At 64.0% G+C, this 16,887-nt stretch carries 15 protein-coding genes; 5 read left to right on the top strand and 10 right to left on the bottom strand.

Annotation, left to right across the window (positions count from 1 at the left end):
* Positions 1-200 precede the first annotated feature (200 nt).
* Positions 201-752 (top strand): LabA-like NYN domain-containing protein, encoded by a 552-nt coding sequence (locus JEQ47_RS11735; RefSeq protein ID WP_198876576.1) that lies wholly within the window; start codon positions 201-203, stop codon positions 750-752.
* A gap of 65 nt (positions 753-817) precedes the next feature.
* Here JEQ47_RS11735 and smpB read toward each other — a convergent pair whose 3' ends face one another.
* On the bottom strand, positions 818-1,318 hold the full coding sequence (gene smpB / locus JEQ47_RS11730; RefSeq protein ID WP_198876575.1) for an SsrA-binding protein SmpB: 501 nt from the start codon (positions 1,316-1,318) through the stop codon (positions 818-820).
* A gap of 94 nt (positions 1,319-1,412) precedes the next feature.
* Positions 1,413-2,288: a 4-hydroxy-tetrahydrodipicolinate synthase gene (gene dapA / locus JEQ47_RS11725; protein WP_198876574.1), complete on the bottom strand. Its 876-nt coding sequence runs from the start codon at positions 2,286-2,288 to the stop codon at positions 1,413-1,415.
* 160 nt (positions 2,289-2,448) lie between these two features.
* Here dapA and JEQ47_RS11720 point away from each other — a divergent pair, with 160 nt between their 5' ends.
* Positions 2,449-3,408 (top strand): alpha/beta hydrolase, encoded by a 960-nt coding sequence (locus tag JEQ47_RS11720; RefSeq protein ID WP_198876573.1) that lies wholly within the window; start codon positions 2,449-2,451, stop codon positions 3,406-3,408.
* A gap of 1 nt (position 3,409) precedes the next feature.
* On the opposite strand, the gene JEQ47_RS11715 is transcribed toward JEQ47_RS11720, so the two are convergent.
* From JEQ47_RS11715 to JEQ47_RS11705, 4 genes are all read right to left on the bottom strand, one after another.
* Positions 3,410-3,934 carry a helix-hairpin-helix domain-containing protein gene (locus tag JEQ47_RS11715; protein ID WP_198876572.1) on the bottom strand — a complete coding sequence of 175 codons (525 nt, stop codon included), beginning with the start codon at positions 3,932-3,934 and terminating at the stop codon, positions 3,410-3,412.
* The gene (locus JEQ47_RS20945; protein ID WP_268905738.1) at positions 3,931-4,062 is read right to left on the bottom strand and encodes a hypothetical protein; all 132 of its coding nucleotides are present in this window, start codon (positions 4,060-4,062) and stop codon (positions 3,931-3,933) included. The genes JEQ47_RS11715 and JEQ47_RS20945 overlap by 4 nt, the downstream gene beginning before the upstream one ends.
* 3 nt (positions 4,063-4,065) lie before the next feature.
* Positions 4,066-7,218, bottom strand: coding sequence for an OmpA family protein (locus JEQ47_RS11710; protein WP_198876571.1), 3,153 nt, complete (start codon positions 7,216-7,218; stop codon positions 4,066-4,068).
* A 296-nt stretch (positions 7,219-7,514) separates the two neighbouring features.
* Positions 7,515-8,828 carry a hypothetical protein gene (locus JEQ47_RS11705; protein ID WP_198876570.1) on the bottom strand — a complete coding sequence of 438 codons (1,314 nt, stop codon included), beginning with the start codon at positions 8,826-8,828 and terminating at the stop codon, positions 7,515-7,517.
* A 385-nt stretch (positions 8,829-9,213) separates the two neighbouring features.
* On the opposite strand from JEQ47_RS11705, the gene JEQ47_RS11700 reads away from it, so the two are divergent.
* Positions 9,214-9,960: an SDR family oxidoreductase gene (locus JEQ47_RS11700; RefSeq protein WP_198876873.1), complete on the top strand. Its 747-nt coding sequence runs from the start codon at positions 9,214-9,216 to the stop codon at positions 9,958-9,960.
* 147 nt (positions 9,961-10,107) lie between these two features.
* Here the strand turns inward: JEQ47_RS11700 and nagA are convergent, their stop codons facing one another.
* The 3 genes from nagA to JEQ47_RS11685 are packed head-to-tail and all read right to left on the bottom strand — an operon-like array spanning position 10,108 to position 13,078.
* Entirely contained in the window at positions 10,108-11,271 is a 1,164-nt protein-coding gene (nagA, locus tag JEQ47_RS11695; protein WP_198876569.1) for an N-acetylglucosamine-6-phosphate deacetylase, read from the bottom strand.
* A complete protein-coding gene (locus tag JEQ47_RS11690) occupies positions 11,268-12,296 on the bottom strand; it encodes an SIS domain-containing protein (RefSeq protein ID WP_328768844.1) in 1,029 nt (342 codons plus the stop codon). Before JEQ47_RS11690 ends, nagA begins: the two co-directional genes overlap by 4 nt.
* Complete coding sequence (locus JEQ47_RS11685) at positions 12,293-13,078, bottom strand: GntR family transcriptional regulator (RefSeq protein WP_198876568.1); 786 nt, start codon at positions 13,076-13,078, stop codon at positions 12,293-12,295. Before JEQ47_RS11685 ends, JEQ47_RS11690 begins: the two co-directional genes overlap by 4 nt.
* Before the next feature lie 219 nt (positions 13,079-13,297).
* Here JEQ47_RS11685 and JEQ47_RS11680 point away from each other — a divergent pair, with 219 nt between their 5' ends.
* Positions 13,298-14,197, top strand: a complete 900-nt coding sequence (locus JEQ47_RS11680; RefSeq protein WP_198876567.1) for an N-acetylmuramic acid 6-phosphate etherase — start codon at positions 13,298-13,300, stop codon at positions 14,195-14,197.
* 69 nt (positions 14,198-14,266) lie between these two features.
* On the top strand, positions 14,267-14,425 hold the full coding sequence (locus JEQ47_RS11675; RefSeq protein ID WP_198876566.1) for a hypothetical protein: 159 nt from the start codon (positions 14,267-14,269) through the stop codon (positions 14,423-14,425).
* Here the strand turns inward: JEQ47_RS11675 and JEQ47_RS11670 are convergent.
* On the bottom strand, positions 14,422-16,866 hold the full coding sequence (locus JEQ47_RS11670; RefSeq protein WP_198876565.1) for a glycoside hydrolase family 2 protein: 2,445 nt from the start codon (positions 16,864-16,866) through the stop codon (positions 14,422-14,424). The genes JEQ47_RS11675 and JEQ47_RS11670 overlap by 4 nt on opposite strands.
* Between the last annotated feature and the right edge of the window lie 21 nt (positions 16,867-16,887).

Below are 16,887 nucleotides of genomic sequence, written 5' to 3'. Positions count from 1 at the left end.
GGGTCGCAATACACGTTCGACAGCGCGATGACAAGTGCGGTGGGAAACGGGATGCCCGGCGGGCGGCCAGCTTTACGGATGTCGCCAAATGTGCGAATACCGAATTTAAGCTTTAAAGATAGCAGTGGAATTTAATCAACTCTCCGTCCCGGACGGCTTTTTCAGCGCCGCGGCCCTGCCCTGCTCCAAGGATATTCGTTATGGCCATTGATCCTCGCGAGAAGATCGCCCTTTTCATCGACGGCGCCAATCTCTATGCCACTTCCAAGGCGATCGGCATCGACATCGATTACCGCAAGCTTCTGACCGAATTCAGCGCCAAGGCCTACCTGCTGCGCGCTAACTATTACACGGCGCTGGTCGAGGACCAGGAATACTCGTCCATCCGTCCGTTGATCGACTGGCTCGACTACAATGGCTACACGGTGGTCACCAAGCCGGCGAAGGAATTCACCGACTCCATGGGCCGCCGCAAGGTCAAGGGCAATATGGATATCGAACTGACCGTCGACGCGCTCGAACAGGCCCCCTATTACGACCATTTCGTGCTGTTTTCCGGCGACGGCGACTTCACCGCGCTGGTGGCGGCGCTGCAGCGCAAGGGCAAGCGCGTGACCGTCGTTTCGACGCTGTCGACATCGACGCCGATGATTTCGGACGATCTGCGGCGGCAGGCGGATTTCTTTATCGACGTGGCCGATCTCGCCAAGACCGTCGGGCGGCCACAGGTGCAGCGGCCGGTCGAGGCCTAGCGCGATCAAGGCCCCCTCACCCGGCACTGCGCGCCGACCTCTCCCCCAGAGGGAGAGGTAAAAGACTAGCCCCGCCCGCCTTCCTTCATGATGCGGGCCTTGTCTCGGTTCCAGTCGCGGTCGCGTGCGGTGGCACGCTTGTCGTAGTTCTTCTTGCCCTTGCCCACGCCAATAAGCAGCTTGGCCTTGCCCTGGTCGTTGAAGAAGAGTTTCAGCGGCACGATGGTATTGCCCGCGCGGGCCACTTCCTGGTCGAGTTTGGCAAGCTGCTTCTTGCTGACGAGGAGTTTGCGCGGACGCTTTTCCTCGTGGTTGAAGCGGTTGGCCTGCAGATATTCGGGGATATGCGAATTGATCAGCCAGAGTTCGCCGCGTTCGGGCGAGGCATAGGATTCGGCGATCTGCGCCTTGCCCAGGCGCAGGGACTTCACCTCGGTACCAGTCAGCACGATGCCCGCTTCGATGGTTTCGCCGATTTCGTAGTCGAAGCGCGCGCGACGGTTCTCGGCCACCTGGCCGTGGCTGATCCACCCACTCTTGCTTTTGTCGTTCTTGCTGGCGGCCATGGAGAGCTACTTACCTAAAATGGATTGCCCGGCCCCCGGGTCTGGCCCGAGGGTAGCCGGGCAATGACGAAGGATCGCGAAGGTTGCGCCGGAACTAGATAAGACCTGCATGAGCCATTGCAAAGTCCATCGCTTCTTCCGCTGCCTTGGTGGCGGGCACGAGCGGCAGGCGCAGCTCGTTGGCGCATAGGCCGAGACGGCTCGCGCCATACTTGGCCGGCGCCGGGCTCGGCTCGATGAACACGGCCTTGTGCAGGTGGACGAGCTTGTCCTGGATGGCGAGCGCGCCCTTGAAGTCGCCGGCAAGGGACAGTTCCTGCATCTGCGAACAGAGGCGCGGCGCAACGTTTGACGTCACCGAGATGCAGCCATTGCCGCCATGGGCATTGAAACCCAGAGCGGTGATGTCTTCGCCCGAGATCAGCAGAAAATCGGTGCCGAGCTTGGCGCGCTGCAGGCTGGCGCGACCGAGATCCGCCGTCGCATCCTTGACGCCGATAATGTTGGAATGGGCTTCGCGGAGGCGCGCGATGGTGTCGACACTGAGGTCGACAACAGTACGACCAGGAACGCTGTAGAGGACAACGGGAATACCGACGGCCTTGGCCACTGCGGAGAAGTGCTGGAAAAGCCCTTCCTGGCTCGGCTTGTTGTAATAAGGCACGACGGACAGCACGGCGTCGGCACCGGACTTCTCGGCATGCTGTGCCAGCGACACGGCTTCGGCCGTGGCGTTCGAGCCCGCGCCCGCCAGAACCGGCACGCGGCCGTTTGCCACTTCCACGCAGATTTCGACGACACGATTGTGCTCTTCATGGCTGACCGTGGGGCTTTCGCCCGTGGTGCCGACGGGCACCAGACCATGGGTGCCTTCGGCAATCTGCCAATCGACAAAGCTGGCGAAGGCTTTCTCATCCACGGCCCCATCGCGCATGGGGGTGATGAGAGCCGTAATCGAACCACGCAGCATTTGTCGGAATTCCTCAATTGGGCGCCGGTCTTGGGCCGGCCATTCTGGTCTGTGTCTGGTGCGGCCCCTCGCGGCGCCGAACCGGCCGCACCATACTTTCATCGGCGGCCCGCCACAAGGCACGCGAAACGGCTTGTGACTCGCGCCATGGGGCCGGTAAATGGGGCGCATGATTTCGTTGTTCTCCCGTCGGCGCAAGGTTCCTGGCGACCATCCGGCCTTTGCAGGCCTGCCCGTTTCGCTCATCACCATGGGCGACGCGCGCACGCGGGCGGCCGTCCATCTGCGGGGCAACTTCGGTCAGAGGCGACTCCCGCTGGTATGCCTGGCCGGCTACACCCGCAACATGAGCGATTTCGCGACTTTTGCCGATTACTTTCAACGCCTTGGCAGCGGCCAGTGGCCCATGGTTCTGATCGACTTGCCCGGCCGCGGCCGCGCCGACGACAGGCCCCGCACCAGCCAATATGGCACGGTGAGCGACGCGCAGGACGTGGCCGATATCCTCGCGGCCCTGGGCATCGGACGGGCTGTGATCCTGGGACAGGGTCATGGGGGACAGGTCGCGATGGCCCTCGCCAGCCGGCATCCGCTGCTCATTGGCGGGACGATCCTGCTCGACAGCGGCCCGGTGACGGATTCGCGCGGCATCGTGCGCCTGCGCAACAACCAGGCCCATCTCGACAGCCTGCGCGGCAGCAAGGCGGTGACCCAGGGATTTCGCCGGATCCTGGGCGGAGATTATCCCGGCCATGCCGCCGAAGAACTCGATGCCCTGGCGGCGCGCAGCTTCTGGTTCGACAAGCGCGGACGGCCTCGCGCGCTGTTCGACAGGCGGCTGATCGAACGGATCAAGGATATCAGCTTCGACGACGTGCTGGTGCCGCAATGGCCGCTTTACGATGCGCTCAAATGCGCGCGGCTCATGTTGCTGCGTACGCAACTGACCGACCAGGTGCGGCGCGAAACGTTCGAGGAAATGGTGCGCCGCCGCCCGGACGCCGAAGCCGTGACCATCATGGGCCAGGGCTCTCCGGCGCTGTTCGACCAGCAATCGGAAATCGAGGCGGTGGCCGAATTCGTGTTCCATGCCGGCACGGCACGGCGCAAGGCGGCCTGACCTAAGCCGGAGCGGTCGCCGTCAGCAGCAGCACGGCCTGCTCCACCCACTGCTCGCGCCGGATACGGCCCTTGACCGCGATGCGGCCTTCCAGCCAATCGATATGCGACGGCGTCCAGGCCACGATCTGGTCGAGATGGTAGATCCCCAGATCATGCAGCGCTGATTCCGTTTTTGCGCCGATCCCCTTGATTTGCCTCAGATCGTCCGGCTTGCCATGACGCGGCGCGGGGAGCTGTGGCGGCCGCAGTTGCATTGCGGGGACGGGCTTGACGGAAGGCTCCGCGACGTCGCGCTCGACCGCAGTGGCAAGCCGTCGCGCCGCGGATTTTCCGGCGGGTGTGGCGGTCGTCGGCGACACGGCAATTGCCGTCGCTATCGACTGGGCCTCGTGGCGGGACACCACGCGTGGACGCGCCGCGAGCGTACGCCAGGCGACATGGGCGCCGTAGCCCAGAGCGCAGCCGATCAGATAGGCAACCGAAATAAGAAGAGCAATCTCGAGCACATGGTCGAGCGGGATCACGGCGCGCCCTCACCTGGCCGGCGCGACAGGCTGAGCCATCCCGTCACGAGGCCGATTGCAGCAGCCACGGCCATATAGGGCCAGTAGATGCCACAGAGGAAGACGACCGTTTCCAGCAGATCGGACATGGCTCAGTCCTGGTCCTCCGGGGCTCGCACCGAAACGACGATGCGGCGGTTGGCCCGCTTGCCTTCCGCCGTGGCATTGTCGGCCACGGGCTGGGTCTCGCCATAGCCGATGGCGTAAAGGCGGGAGGGCGAAACATTGCGCTCGACAAGCGCATTGACCACGGCCTCGGCGCGCGCGACCGACAGGGCCAGATTGAGCTGATCATCGCCATCGCTGTCGGTATGGCCTTCGACTTCAATGACCGCATCGGGGCAAAGCAGCAGCGCCTGCGCGAAGGCATCGAGCTCCGCCGCCGCGCCGGCCGCAATGATGGCCGCGCCCGACTGAAACAGGATGGCGTTATGGGCGGAGAGTTCGGCGAGCCGCGCCTGACACTGGGCAAGGCCCGATGGCGCGGTAATGGCGGCGCTCCAGGCGGAGCCGAGGGTCGCCACTTCGGCTTCGATGGCAGCCCGATCGGCTTCGCTCGCGGCCTCGCCGGAGAGGCGCCAGTTGCCGTCGGACAGGACCAGTTCGCCCGGTTGCAACCGCATCAGGGTCCGCGCACCGGTCTGCGCCGCCAAGGCAAATCCCTCGGGCGCATCGGGCACGACAGAGAGCGCACCGGCATCGCCGCCGGTCAAGGTGGCCAGATATTGGGCAGTGGCAGGAGCCGGCACCTGGCCGCCAAGGGTGACGGTGCCGTCGTCGGCCCGGATTGCCCTGAACGGATAGCCGGAAGCAGTGGGAGTTGCGGCCAGCGGCGGCTCGGCTGGCTGTGCAACCGGCGGGGCTGTTGCTTCGACCACCGGATCTTTCAGCTTGAGGCTCCAGCGCGGCGACGCAGTGCCCAGAAGCGTGGTCGCCGAGGCGAAGGCGTCGGGAGCCAGGGCCAGACCGGTGGCCGACCATTTTTCGCCATCGAAAGCGACTTCGCCTTCGGCCAGCAAAGCCAGCACGTCGAGGGCCTGCAGCACATCCGACGAAAAACCTTCCGGCGCATCCGCGCGCAATTCGGTCTGGTCATCGACAGCAGGGCCGGCGCGGACCGCCAGGAAACGCTGCAGGGACTCGGCGGGGACAGTACCGGCCAAAGTGACGCCATCGGCGGATTTGGTGGCCGACCAGATATAGGGCGCAGCAGGGGCAAGGTCGGGCACAGATATGTCTGCATCCTGGCTGGCGCCGAGCGCTGCTGCGAGCGACAGCGCGGTTTCCTTCTGAATGCCGTCGGCGGCGGCACCGACGAGGCTCCAGGACGTTCCGTCATAGACTACCCTGCCCTGCTCGAGGCTCAGCAGTGTCTCGACCGCAATGCGCACATTGTCGGCAAAGCCCCCGGGCGCGCCATGAGCGATGCGGCTCGTGTCAGCCACGCGCGTGCCGACATGCACCTTGAGCCAGGATTGCACCGACGCGGCCGGAACATTACCGGCAAACAGGAAACTGCCATCCGCCAGGCGCTCGGCCGACCAGAGATAGGGGTCGGCAAAGCCGGGGCTCTCGGCGGGTTGCGAGAGGGCAAGTGTCCAGCCGGAGCGGGCAAGTCCGCGGATGGCATACTCGCTTTCAATCGACCCCTTGTCGATGGCAGACCTTGGCTCGCCCTCGACCGTCCAGCCATCGCCATCGAAACTGACGACGCCGCTGCGCAGCCAGGGCAGGAAATTGAGCGCCTGCTCGGCGGCAGCCACGAAACCCGCCGCCTCGCCCGAGGCATAGCTGACGGTGGAGCGCGCCGCTGGCCCCGCTTCGGCAAGCAGACGCGCCTCGATGTCGGGATTGGGCAGCAGCCCCTCGAGAGTCACGCTGCCGGCGGAATCGCGCCGGATCGTGAACGTATAGCTGGCGGCCCGCGGCGCTTCGACGGCGTTCTCGGCGAGCAAAACACCCTGCGGCACGTCGGAGGCGAGACGATCAAGCACGGTGCGGAAATCGGTGGATGAGCGGGCCATGCCGGAGACCGACAGGGTCGAACCGGAAAGCAATATCCGCCCCTCGCTCAGGTGGTCCAGAAGGTTGAGACCGTAGTCCGCGGCCCGATGGTAGGCATCGGGCGCGCCTGCACCGAACTTGAGAAAACTGACATCGGCGCCATCAATGGCAGCAAACTGCTCGCGCGTCGCTTCGTCGGGCACAAAGCCGTCAAAGACCAGCGTGCCGCCCGCCTGCCTTGAAATGCTGAGCCAATAGTCGGCCACGCGCGGGGACGAGAGGGTGACGATGGAATTGGGGCCGGAAACGGCTTCGGTCACCGCCTGCGCGATTTCGATGCTCGGTGGGACACCGGTCAATTCGCTGACCCCATCGACGATGCGCGCCTCGCCCTGCTCGAGGCGGGCCAGTTGCTCGACCAGCAACCTGGTCTGTTCGGCAAAACCCTCCGGCGCGCCGGAGGCGAGCGACAGGCCAGTGGCGACCGGGATGCCCGAAACATCGGCCATGCGCAGGCGCTCAACGATGCGCTCTTCGGGCACGTGGCCTGAAATGGCGATCCGCTCGCCGTCGAACTCTGCGCGCCAGGTATAGGGTGCGACCCGCACCGGTTCGAGCCGGATCTCGCCGCGGGCGATCCCGGAGGGCAGTTGGGCGAGCGCGATCTGCAACTGGCCCAGAGCCTTTTCGGAGCCGGCGCGACCGACGGCATTGAGCGTAAGGCCGGACAGTTCGAAATAGCCGTTCTCAACCAGCGGCGCCTGGGCAAGGGCGAAGTCGACCGCCGCGCGCCAAGGGGCGGAAGCGGGCTGGCCGGAGCGGATCTGGAGATCGGCGGTGGCGACGCCGTCAAGCGCAGTGAGTTCCTGTCGCTGAGCTTCATTTGCCACGCTGCCAAAAACAGTTACGGCGCCATCTTCAATCGAAACATTAATTCGGAACGGTGCCGCGAGCGGCGCGATGGTGACCGTTTCTTCGACGCCGGCCACCCCCGCGATCGCGTCGAGTCCGGCGAGGGCAAGTTGCTTTTCGTCGTCGCTCGGAGTTGTGCCGTCGAGATGGATGCGGCGGCCGTCCACCGAGATATGGGCCCAATCGGCGCCTGCGGCGGCAAGAGAAGCCCTGCCCTCCGCGGCCAAGGTGTCGAGCATGGTCGGCGTGGCCATGGCGAGAGCGGCAACCGTGCCGCCCAATACTGTCACAAGGCCCGGCGCCACCCACTTGAGGAGGTCCCTGATCATCCCGAATCCATTGGAAAACCGCAACTTTCGGAACGGTAGATGATTTGCCGGGACAGACAAAGAAAAACCCGCAGGGCTGCGGGCAAAACCAACATCAACTCGCTGTCAGGAAAATCCAGGATGGGCCGGGTGACAGGCGCATCCATGAGCGGCGAGATCGCGAGCGGAGCTTTGAAGACTTGATCGCTGGATGGTCTTGCCCCGCAGCAACCGGCGTTCAAAAATTGTGCGCCGCTATGGCAAAAAGAAAGGCCCGGCAGAGCCGGGCCTTTCCGAATTCAGTCGTAATCCAAGGATTACTTGAATTCCTTGGCGGCCTTGAAGGTGACCTTGTAGGCACCGGTCGAGTGGGCCTGAGCAGCGAGGGTCGATTCGAAACCACCACCCGGCTTCCACTCGAGAGTGGCCTTACCGTAGACGTCGTGCGGCTCAGCAACAACTTCGCTGGTGTGGAAGTAACCAACTTCACCCTTGACGGTGATGGTTTCGCTGACGGCGTAAGCCAGTTCAGCAGCAACCTGGTAGGTCTCGTTGTTCGAGGTCGAGGTGTTCTCATCGAACCAGCGAGCGCCGACGTTGATGGTCACGCCTTCGGTGACGGTGGCACCGACGGAACCGCCGACGCCAACCTGGCCCGGACGAGCCACGCCGCCGACCTGGCCACCCAGAGCTTCACCCGAGAGGGCGATGGTGAACATGTCGAACTTGGCCTGGGCCGAAGCCAGGACGTTCCAGGAGTTGTCGCCGTTGGCGAGAGCGCCGTAAGCACCAGCGCCGACGATGCGGAAGGCGTCGAAGGTGCCGTCGAAGCCGGCATGGACCCACCAAGCATTGACGTCGCCGTCGAGGATGCCGTTGGCACCAGCAGTGACGTGGGCCTTGATGCCTTCGCCAGCGTATTCGATCACACCGATCAGGTTGCCAGCGTCAGCAGCGGTCTTTTCGAGAGCTTCGAGACCAGCCTTGACCTTCACGCCGTTGCCGAGGTCGGAAACGATCTGGATGGCATGGCCGTCAGCCTTGCCGCCGTAGACCGAGCCAACGCCCTTGTCGACGATTTCCGAGTTGAACAGGGCGAGCCAGTTCAGCGGCTCGTCGTCGCCAACGTTGGCGATCGAGCCCTTCTTACCAGCCATGATGGTGGTGGTGTCGCCGATCGAGACGAAGGCTTCGTCGATTTCGACCAGGTTCGAAGCAGCCGAGGTGACGACTTCGTTCACAACGACGGTCTTGCTTTCGTTCTTCAGCTTGATGGTGGCCGAAGCGGGACCGAAGTCGCTCGAAGCGGTACCAACGAACTTCAGCCACGAGTCAACGTCCGACGACCAGTCCTGGGTCAGCGAGCCAGTGCCGTTGTTGTCGAGGATGCCGAGGGTGCCGATGTGCGAGTTAACCAGCCAGGCGTTGCCAGCATAGTCACCGTAGTTGAATTCATAGGTGACCTTGCCCGAGATCTGCAGGCAGTTGTCCGAGGACGAGATGGTCAGGCCCGAGATACCCAGGGAGTCGCAAACGTCGAGCGAGGTGAGGACGCCCAGATCGGCAGCGTAGCCAGCGGTCGAGAGACCAGCGGCAGCAACAGAACCGAGGATAAGGCTCTTGAGTTTCATTATTTGACCTCCAAAGTCAGTCATTCTTAGTGCCGGTTACCCAGCGGTTTGTCGAAACGCGACCACACTATTCGTGGTGCAGTGTGTTGCCGTCGCGTTGCGACCGACAAACGATCCCATGCATGGATTCGCAAGACCCACTCTACCCATGCAAAATTCGGACGCAATCGCGACAAGAGGCTTTTGGGGCGGTCACAATCTGGTTGCATAGCGGTTGTTGCAGATTCAGCACACAGAACGAAACGGACTGTTAAGCGGCATGAACAGATCGTTAAAATCTGCGGTATCGTAGACGTTTGCGCGTGCGGACAGCCGCCGCGCAGGCTTTTGCCAAGGCGTCTGCGGCCTGCCAAAAACGCGGCATGGGCGTGGTGCAAATATGGAGATGACGATGGGCGACAGGGGAATTGCACTGGTCACCGGAGGTACGTCAGGCATTGGCCTCGCCGTAGCGTGCGGTCTGGCGCAGGACGGCTGGGAAGTGGTGATCTGTGGCCGCAGGCGCGACCTGGTGGACCAGATCGGTCGCGAGCACGGCATTGCCGGACAGGTCTGCGACGTCAGCGACCCGGAATCGGTGGCGCGTCTGTTCGAGGGAATCAGGGCGAGCCACGGCCGCCTTGACCTGGTGTTCAACAATGCCGGCCGGTTTGCTCCGGCCAGGATCTTCGGCGACCTGGATGTCGCCACGTGGCGCGAGATGATCGACACCAATCTCAATGGCGCCTTCTATGTCGCCCGCGAGGCCTTTCGGCTGATGCGCGAGCAGGCGCCGCAAGGCGGCCGGATCATCAACAATGGTTCGATATCGGCCCATGTGCCGCGCCCGCAGGCGGCGAGCTATACCACCAGCAAGCATGCGATCACCGGATTGACCAAGGCAATCTCGCTCGATGGGCGGCAATTCAACATTGCCTGCGGACAGATCGACATCGGCAATGCGGCCACCGACATGACCAGCCAGATGAATGCCGGGTCGCTGCAGGCCAATGGCTCGACCGTGCCGGAGCCGACATTCGACGTGGGCCATGTCGTGGACGCGGTGCGCTACATGGCCGGGCTGCCGCTCTCGGCGAATGTGCAGTTCATGACGGTGATGGCCACGGCCATGCCTTACATCGGGCGAGGGTGAAGAGTCTCTTCCCGCCGCCATTCGAGCATAGCTCTCATGGCCTTCTCACCTGAAATCGCTCCACCGGAGCGATTTCGCCCATGGCACGGTTCGAAGTGTGCAGTTCATGACGGTCATGGCGACCGCCATGCCCTATATCGGACGCGGCTAGTTCCGCGCCCAAACCCTTTCTCCGCAAATCCAGGTCGACTGAACCTGTCTGTCGTCGGACAGATGTACGAAGCTGGCTTCTGCGGCCGGATGCAGGTGTCCCAGCGTTTCGCTGCGGCCGATCGCCAGGGCCGGATAAAGCGAAGCCATGCGGAAGGCTTCGCCGGCCGGCAGTCCGAGCGTGTCGATCATGAAATTGACCGCATCGATCATGTCGAGATCGGCACCGGCCAAGGTGCCGTCGGCGAGACGCAGGGCGCCATTGGCGCGGGTAATGGTGCGGCCGTTGAGCTCGAAACTGGTGAGGTCAGTCCCCGTCTGTGACATGGCATCGGTGACAAGGAAGACCTGTCCCGGCCCGCGCTTGGCCCTGAGGGCGGCAGACATCGAGGCGGCGTGAACGTGAATGCCGTCGGCGATGAGGCCGGCGGTGACGTCGGGGCGATCTAGCACGGCGCCCACGAGGCCAGGCTCGCGATTGCCCATCTGGCTCATGGCGTTGAAGAGATGGGTGGCCATGCTGGCACCCGCATCGAAGGCAGCATTCGCCTGCTCGTATGAAGCGTCCGAATGGCCGAGACTCACCACGGCTCCAGCCTCGACGAGGGCCGCGATCTGGACCGGCGTGACGGTTTCGGCGGCCACGGTGCAGAGCAGATTGGGCAGGGCCCGGGCGGCTGCCGTAAGTCGCGCCAGGTCAGCTTCGTCCATGGGCCGGATCAGGGCGGGGTCATGGGTCCCTTTCCGCGACAGGGCGAGATGCGGACCTTCAAGATGAAGACCGATGAAACCGGGGACACGCTCCGCCGCTGCGGCAATACCGGCGGCGATGGCTTCGTCGTTGATGGCGGCCGTGTCGGTAATCAGGGTCGGCAGGAGCGCCGTGGTGCCGAAATGCACATGCGCCGCACAGATGGTCCGGATGGAGCCGACATCGGGCGCGTTGTTGAACAGGACGCCACCACCGCCATTAACCTGTAGGTCGACAAAGCCGGGAACCAGCATGCCGCCATCAACCGCGATGCGCTCGGCATTGGCGGGGATATCGGCAATCGGGACGATGCCGGCGATATAGCCGAACTCGATCAGCAGGGCGGCGTGGTCATGCCATTCATCGCCATCGAAGATGCGGGCACCAGAAACTGCAACGAGGTCGCTCATACCGTTTCGGTCACCTTCTTGAGGGCGGGCGGCACGTCGGGATTGAGACCCCGGTGACGCGACAGGGCTTCCACGAAGCCGTAAAAGGAAACGATGAGTGCCAAGGGATCGGTAATGGCGTGCCCCGTGGCGGCAAAGGGCAGCGCCTTGGCGGCACCCGGACGATCGCTGGTGAGGAAGGCAAGTGCCCCCTGCCCGGCCAGCTTGTGCGCCATGTCGGCGACCGATGCTTCGGCGGCATCGCGGGCGGCGAGACCCAGCACCGGATAACCCGGCGTGACGATGGCCACGGGTCCGTGCATCACCTCGGCGGCACTGTAGGATTCGGCCTGGATATTGCAGGTTTCCTTGAACTTCAGCGCTGCTTCGTTGGCAATGGCAAAGCCCGGGCCGCGACCCAGAACATAGAGCGCATTATGACCGTCGAGGGCGCCAGCCATATCCGACCAGTCGCAGGCTACGGCGCGCGCCAGGCTTTCGGGCAGCGCTGCAACCGCGCGTGCGATATCGGCATCCCCGCTCCAACGGGCCAGCAAAGCAAGGCCGGCGACCACCGAGGTGACGAAGGTCTTGGTGGCCGCGACGCTCTTTTCGAGGCCGGCATGCAGATCGATGGTGAAATCGCTCGCATCGGCCAAAGGCGAATTGGCGGTGTTGGTGATGGCAATGGTGGTGGCACCGGAGCGCCGGGCGGACTGCGCCATGCCGACAATGTCCGGGCTCTTGCCAGACTGCGAAATGGCAATGGCGGCGGCCTTGCCCAGCTTCAAATCACGCCCATAGATCGAGGCGATGGAAGGACCCACCGATGCCACGGGCACGCCCAGGGTCAGCTCGATGGCGTATTTCAGATAGGCCGAGGCGTGGTCGGACGAGCCGCGCGCCACGGTGACAACCAGGGCCGGATCCAGATCGCGCAGGCGGGCGGCGGCGGCGTCGAGCGTGGGGGCGGAAGCAGACAGGAAACCGGCGACGACCTCAGGGATCTGATTCACTTCCTGGCGCATGAAGGTCTGGTCGGTCACGGCTTGCGGGCTCCATTATTGGCGTCGCCGAGACGAAGCTCGGCGACAAAGTCGTAGGTGTCGCCCCGATAGATGGAGCGGGTGAATTCGATGACGCGGCCCGTCGACAGATAGGAAATGCGCTCGATATGAAGGCCGGCCGATCCGACCGGGACTTGCAGCAGGTGCGCATCATCCTCGGATATGTTGGCGGCGCGGATGCGCTGGATAGCGCGGACCGGCCGGGCGCCGGACAGGTCCAGGTGCTTGTAGAGCGAATCCCGGATCGCCATCGGATCTGGCAGCACCGCGGATGAAAGACTGGCGCGCTCGATGGCGAGCGGCATGTCACCCGTGAGGCGAAGACGCGAAATGCGCGCCACACGCTCGCCGGAGCCCAGGCCAAGAATGATGGTTTCCTCAGGCGAGGACGCATAGAGCCCACGCTCTAGCCATTCGGCACGCACGGCCATGCCGCGGCGGGCCATGTCCTCGGTAAAGGAGGTGAGCTGGGACAGGGACTGTTCGACGCGCTGGGTCTCGGGGGCGACGAACGTGCCCGAGCCGTGGCGCTGCACCAGCACACCTTCGTTGACGAGTTGCTGTACCGCCTTGCGCACGGTGACGCGCGATACGTCGGCACGCTGGGCGAGGTCGCGCTCGGAGGGCAAGGCGTCGCCGGGGTTGATATGCCCGTGCTTTATGGCATCCTCGACCCAACGCTTGAGCTGGAGATAAAGCGGACCGCCCACCGGCAGCACGACCGGACCGTCGCCGAAGATGGTTCTGGACTGTTCAGTCAAACATCCTCCTTGGCCCCTGCGGACACAGGCGGCAGGTGCGGTCGAAAACTTCAGCGCCCATAATACCAATAAAATACCATTCACCAAGCCCCTTCCATGCCAAGGTGCTCATGTGTCGCATATCACTGTGTATGTTGCACTTTTATGGCGCCCAAATTATCCATTCGGCAGCGCGATACCTTAAGTGGTATGATTTTGGCATTAAGCCGGGAGACTCTCATGGCCGAAAAGCAGACCGAAGGGCGGCACGCCGAGGCCAAGGGACTGGAGCTGCGCAGTGACGCAGCCATCCTGGCAATCCTGGCCGACGGGCAAAGCCGCGCGGCCAGTTCGGTCGCCGAAGCGGCGTCGGCCATCGCTGCGGCAGCGGAACTGGCGGCGCAGAGCATTCGGGATGGAGGCCGGCTGGTTTATGCGGCGGCAGGCAGTTCCGGCCTGATGGCGCTGGCCGATGCACTCGAACTGCCAGGCACCTATGGGATTGCCCGGGAGAGGATCGTAGTACTTCTCGCCGGCGGCCAGGAAGCTCTGGTCGACATGCGGGGCGGGCCCGAGGATGACGGCGATGCCGCCACGGCGGAAGTGAATGCCCTCCAGCTCGATGCGCGCGACTGCGTCATCGGGGTGACAGCGAGCGGACACACACCCTACCCCCTTGCTGCCCTCGATGCGGCGCGGCGTGCCGGGGCACGTACCATCGGCATCGCCAATAATGAGGGGGCAGCGATTTTCGGGAAGGCCGATGTCGGCATCTGCCTCAAGACCCCGCCGGAAGTGATTGCCGGATCGACCCGCATGGGGGCGGGCACGGCGCAAAAGATCGCCCTCAACATGCTTTCGACGCTGATGGCGATCCGACTGGGCCATGTGCATGACGGGATGATGGTCAATGTCGTGGCCGATAACGAAAAGCTCCGCGGCAGGGCCCGCGGCATTGTCGAGGCGGCTGCGGGGGTCGATGGGACAAGAGCAGAGGCTGCTCTCAAGGCCAGCGACGGGGCGGTCAAGCCAGCCGTTCTGATTGCCGCCGGGGCGGCGACGCTTGCCGAGGCGGAGGCGGTGCTGGCGCGGCATGACGGCCAGTTGCGGCCATCGCTGGCGGCGCTGGCCAAAGGTTAACAAAACGCTACCGATCCTTTCGCCTCTGCACTAAGGTTACTCTCAGTGCAGTCGATTGGGGCAGGATCGATGGCGTGGTTATCCGTCAAAACCTCGAAGGGTATCTGGAAGGTCAAGCCGCGCTGGCAGGCGCGCTGGGCGGAGCGCACGCGTCAGGTCCGGGTCATCGACCTTGGCCTGCTGCTGGTTGTCTGGTGGTCCAGCGACGATATCAAGCGCTTTCCCTAACCTCCTCTGACCAGGTCATTGGCGGTCCGGAAGACCGGGGCCGAGGTTAGCGCGGCGCGGTCGAGATCGGACGCGCCATCGATTGTGAATATATGGCTCTGGCCTGGCAGGATCGTCACCAGCATATCGTCGACGCCGGCATCGGGGTGAAGCCGATCGACAAAGACGCAGACATCCTTGAGCAGTGACCGCGCGGTTACCGACAGTGTCCACCGGTCAGTGCCGCTGCGTTCGAGGGCAAAGTCGGCCTGCGGCGCAGGCAGATCGAGGTCGATGTCATCGGCAAAATAATGAATGGCCGTGCTGTCATGCATGGTCACGACAAGCAGCTCGTTCCTGACATCGCCAGGCGTCGCCACCTCGGCGGGAATGGGGAGTTCAGCCGCCGAGAGACGGTCGGCGCAGAGCCGCCAATGCGTCCACTCGGCGAGCACGGTGCCGTCGAAGCGCAAACGCTTGACCGTGACCGGGCCACGCCAGAACAGCGTGCGGTCGTTGACGGCGATCACCGAAAGGCCGCCATCGCGCGGCTGGATGGTAAGGAAATGCGTGGCGAAGACGTTGCGCAGCGCAAACCAGAGCGGCTTCTTGCGGCCATAGCCATCCACCGCTGCCCATGAGGTCACCGGCCAGCAGTCGTTGAGCTGCCAGACGATGGCGCCCATGTTGCGCAGCCGGTGCGAGCGCATGTGGGCAATGCCAAAGGCAATGGCGCGGGCCTGGTTGAGCTGGGTGGCAAAGTGCCAATCGTCCATGGTCTGCGGCACCGGAAGATGACCCTGCAAACCGCGAAGCAACTTGTCGTTGCCGATAGTTGCCTTCTGGTGATGCCAGACGCCCGGCGAGGTCGGCGTCAGTGGATTGTCGTGCACGGACTGGGTCAGCGTCGCCCAGGTGGGCGGGGCCTGCCAGCCGAATTCGGAGCAGAAGCGCGGCACGCTGTCGGCATAGTGCTCGTAGCCAATGTCGTTCCAGACGTCCCAGAGATGCGTGCAGCCATGGGCCGGGTCATTGGGATGGATACCCATGCTGCCCGAATAGGGCGAGCCGGCCCAATAGGGACGCGTGGGATCGAGTTCGGCAACGAGGCGCGGCAGGAGTTCGAGGTAGTAGCCCTGCCCCCAGCTCCGCCCCTCGAGCACGTCCTGCCAGCCCCAATCGAACCAGCCCCAGATGTTTTCATTGTTGCCGTTCCACAGCACCAGCGATGGATGCGGCATGAGGCGGACGATATTGTCGCGGGCCTCCGCCTCGATCTCGACCGGCAGGTCGCCCTCTTCCGGATAAGCGGCGCAGGCGAACAAGAAGTCCTGCCAGACCAGCATGCCCTGACGATTGCATTCCTCGTAGAAGGCCTCGGTTTCGTAAATGCCGCCGCCCCAGACGCGCAGCAGATTGATATTGGCGTCCTTGGCTTGGGTAACGCGGCCGGCGTAGCGCTCGGGCGTGACGCGCGGCAGGAAGCAGTCGTCGGGGATCCAATTGGCGCCGCAGACATAGACGGGCGCATCGTTGACGATCAGCGTGAAGGCCGAACCATGTTCGTCGGCGGTCGTATCGAGGCGGATGGAGCGGAAACCGATGTCGCGCGACCAGCGGTCGATGACCGTGTCGCCGGACAAGAGTTCGACGTCGAGCGAATAGAGCGGCTGGCTGCCGAGGTGATGGGGCCACCACAGTTGCGGGGATTTTACGCGCAGGTCGAGGGTGGCGACGGCACCGGAAACCGGTAGCGTTTCGGTTACACCGGCAACCGAAACGCGCAGTGAGAGGCCTTGGGCATCGCCGGCCAGCTCGGCATTGAGGCGCACGACGCCGTCGGCGCCATCGAGCGTGATTTCGGGACGGATGCGCGCGAGACGCGCGCCGGACCAGCTTTCGAGCGTCACGCCCTGCCATAGGCCCGAGGTCACCAGGGTCGGGCCCCAGTCCCAGCCGAAATTGCAGGCCATCTTGCGCATGAGATTGGCCGGACCGGGATAGTTGTTGGGCCGCGGCTCGTATTGCTTGTCGAGCACCTCGCCACGCTTCCAGGCGCTTTCGAAGGTGACGACCAGGTGGTTGTCCCCTGAACGCAAATGGTCACGAATGGCGAACCGGTAGGTGCGGTTCATGTTGGCCGTGCGGCCGATTTCGACGCCGTTGAGGCTGATGGCGGCGAAGGTGTCGAGGCCGGCAAAGACCAGTTCCACCTGCTCGGCGCCGTCGTCCTGCCAGTCGAAGGCGGTCTCGTAGCGCCAGTCGCAGCGCCCGACCCAGTCGACGGTGATTTCGTTGAGATCGAGATAGGGATCGGGGATGAGGCTGGCGGCCAGCAGATCGGTATGGACCGTGCCGGGCACCGTAGCGGCAATTGCCTCCGGCAGGCCGGGACGGACGCCGGGACCGCCCAGGCAGGTCAAGGTCCAGCCGGAGTGAAGGGTACGGGTCTGGCGATGCATGGCAGCCTCGAAATCGATACA

Origin of the sequence: Devosia sediminis (assembly GCF_016411825.1) — a bacterium.
Taxonomy (GTDB): domain Bacteria; phylum Pseudomonadota; class Alphaproteobacteria; order Rhizobiales; family Devosiaceae; genus Devosia; species Devosia sediminis.
The sequence above is the reverse complement of the archived record's forward strand: the minus strand, read 5'-3'. Positions and strand labels throughout refer to the sequence as shown.

What these genes read in the sequence shown, in the direction of transcription:
- JEQ47_RS11735 (WP_198876576.1), top strand. Translation starts at nt 201, where the DNA reads ATGGCCATTGATCCTCGCGAGAAGATCGCCCTTTTCATCGACGGCGCC.
- smpB (WP_198876575.1), bottom strand. Translation starts at nt 1,318, where the DNA reads ATGGCCGCCAGCAAGAACGACAAAAGCAAGAGTGGGTGGATCAGCCAC.
- dapA (WP_198876574.1), bottom strand. Translation starts at nt 2,288, where the DNA reads ATGCTGCGTGGTTCGATTACGGCTCTCATCACCCCCATGCGCGATGGG.
- JEQ47_RS11720 (WP_198876573.1), top strand. Translation starts at nt 2,449, where the DNA reads ATGGGGCGCATGATTTCGTTGTTCTCCCGTCGGCGCAAGGTTCCTGGC.
- JEQ47_RS20945 (WP_268905738.1), bottom strand. Translation starts at nt 4,062, where the DNA reads ATGTCCGATCTGCTGGAAACGGTCGTCTTCCTCTGTGGCATCTACTGG.
- JEQ47_RS11710 (WP_198876571.1), bottom strand. Translation starts at nt 7,218, where the DNA reads ATGATCAGGGACCTCCTCAAGTGGGTGGCGCCGGGCCTTGTGACAGTA.
- JEQ47_RS11705 (WP_198876570.1), bottom strand. Translation starts at nt 8,828, where the DNA reads ATGAAACTCAAGAGCCTTATCCTCGGTTCTGTTGCTGCCGCTGGTCTC.
- JEQ47_RS11700 (WP_198876873.1), top strand. Translation starts at nt 9,214, where the DNA reads ATGACGATGGGCGACAGGGGAATTGCACTGGTCACCGGAGGTACGTCA.
- nagA (WP_198876569.1), bottom strand. Translation starts at nt 11,271, where the DNA reads ATGAGCGACCTCGTTGCAGTTTCTGGTGCCCGCATCTTCGATGGCGAT.
- JEQ47_RS11680 (WP_198876567.1), top strand. Translation starts at nt 13,298, where the DNA reads ATGGCCGAAAAGCAGACCGAAGGGCGGCACGCCGAGGCCAAGGGACTG.
- JEQ47_RS11675 (WP_198876566.1), top strand. Translation starts at nt 14,267, where the DNA reads ATGGCGTGGTTATCCGTCAAAACCTCGAAGGGTATCTGGAAGGTCAAG.
- JEQ47_RS11670 (WP_198876565.1), bottom strand. Translation starts at nt 16,866, where the DNA reads ATGCATCGCCAGACCCGTACCCTTCACTCCGGCTGGACCTTGACCTGC.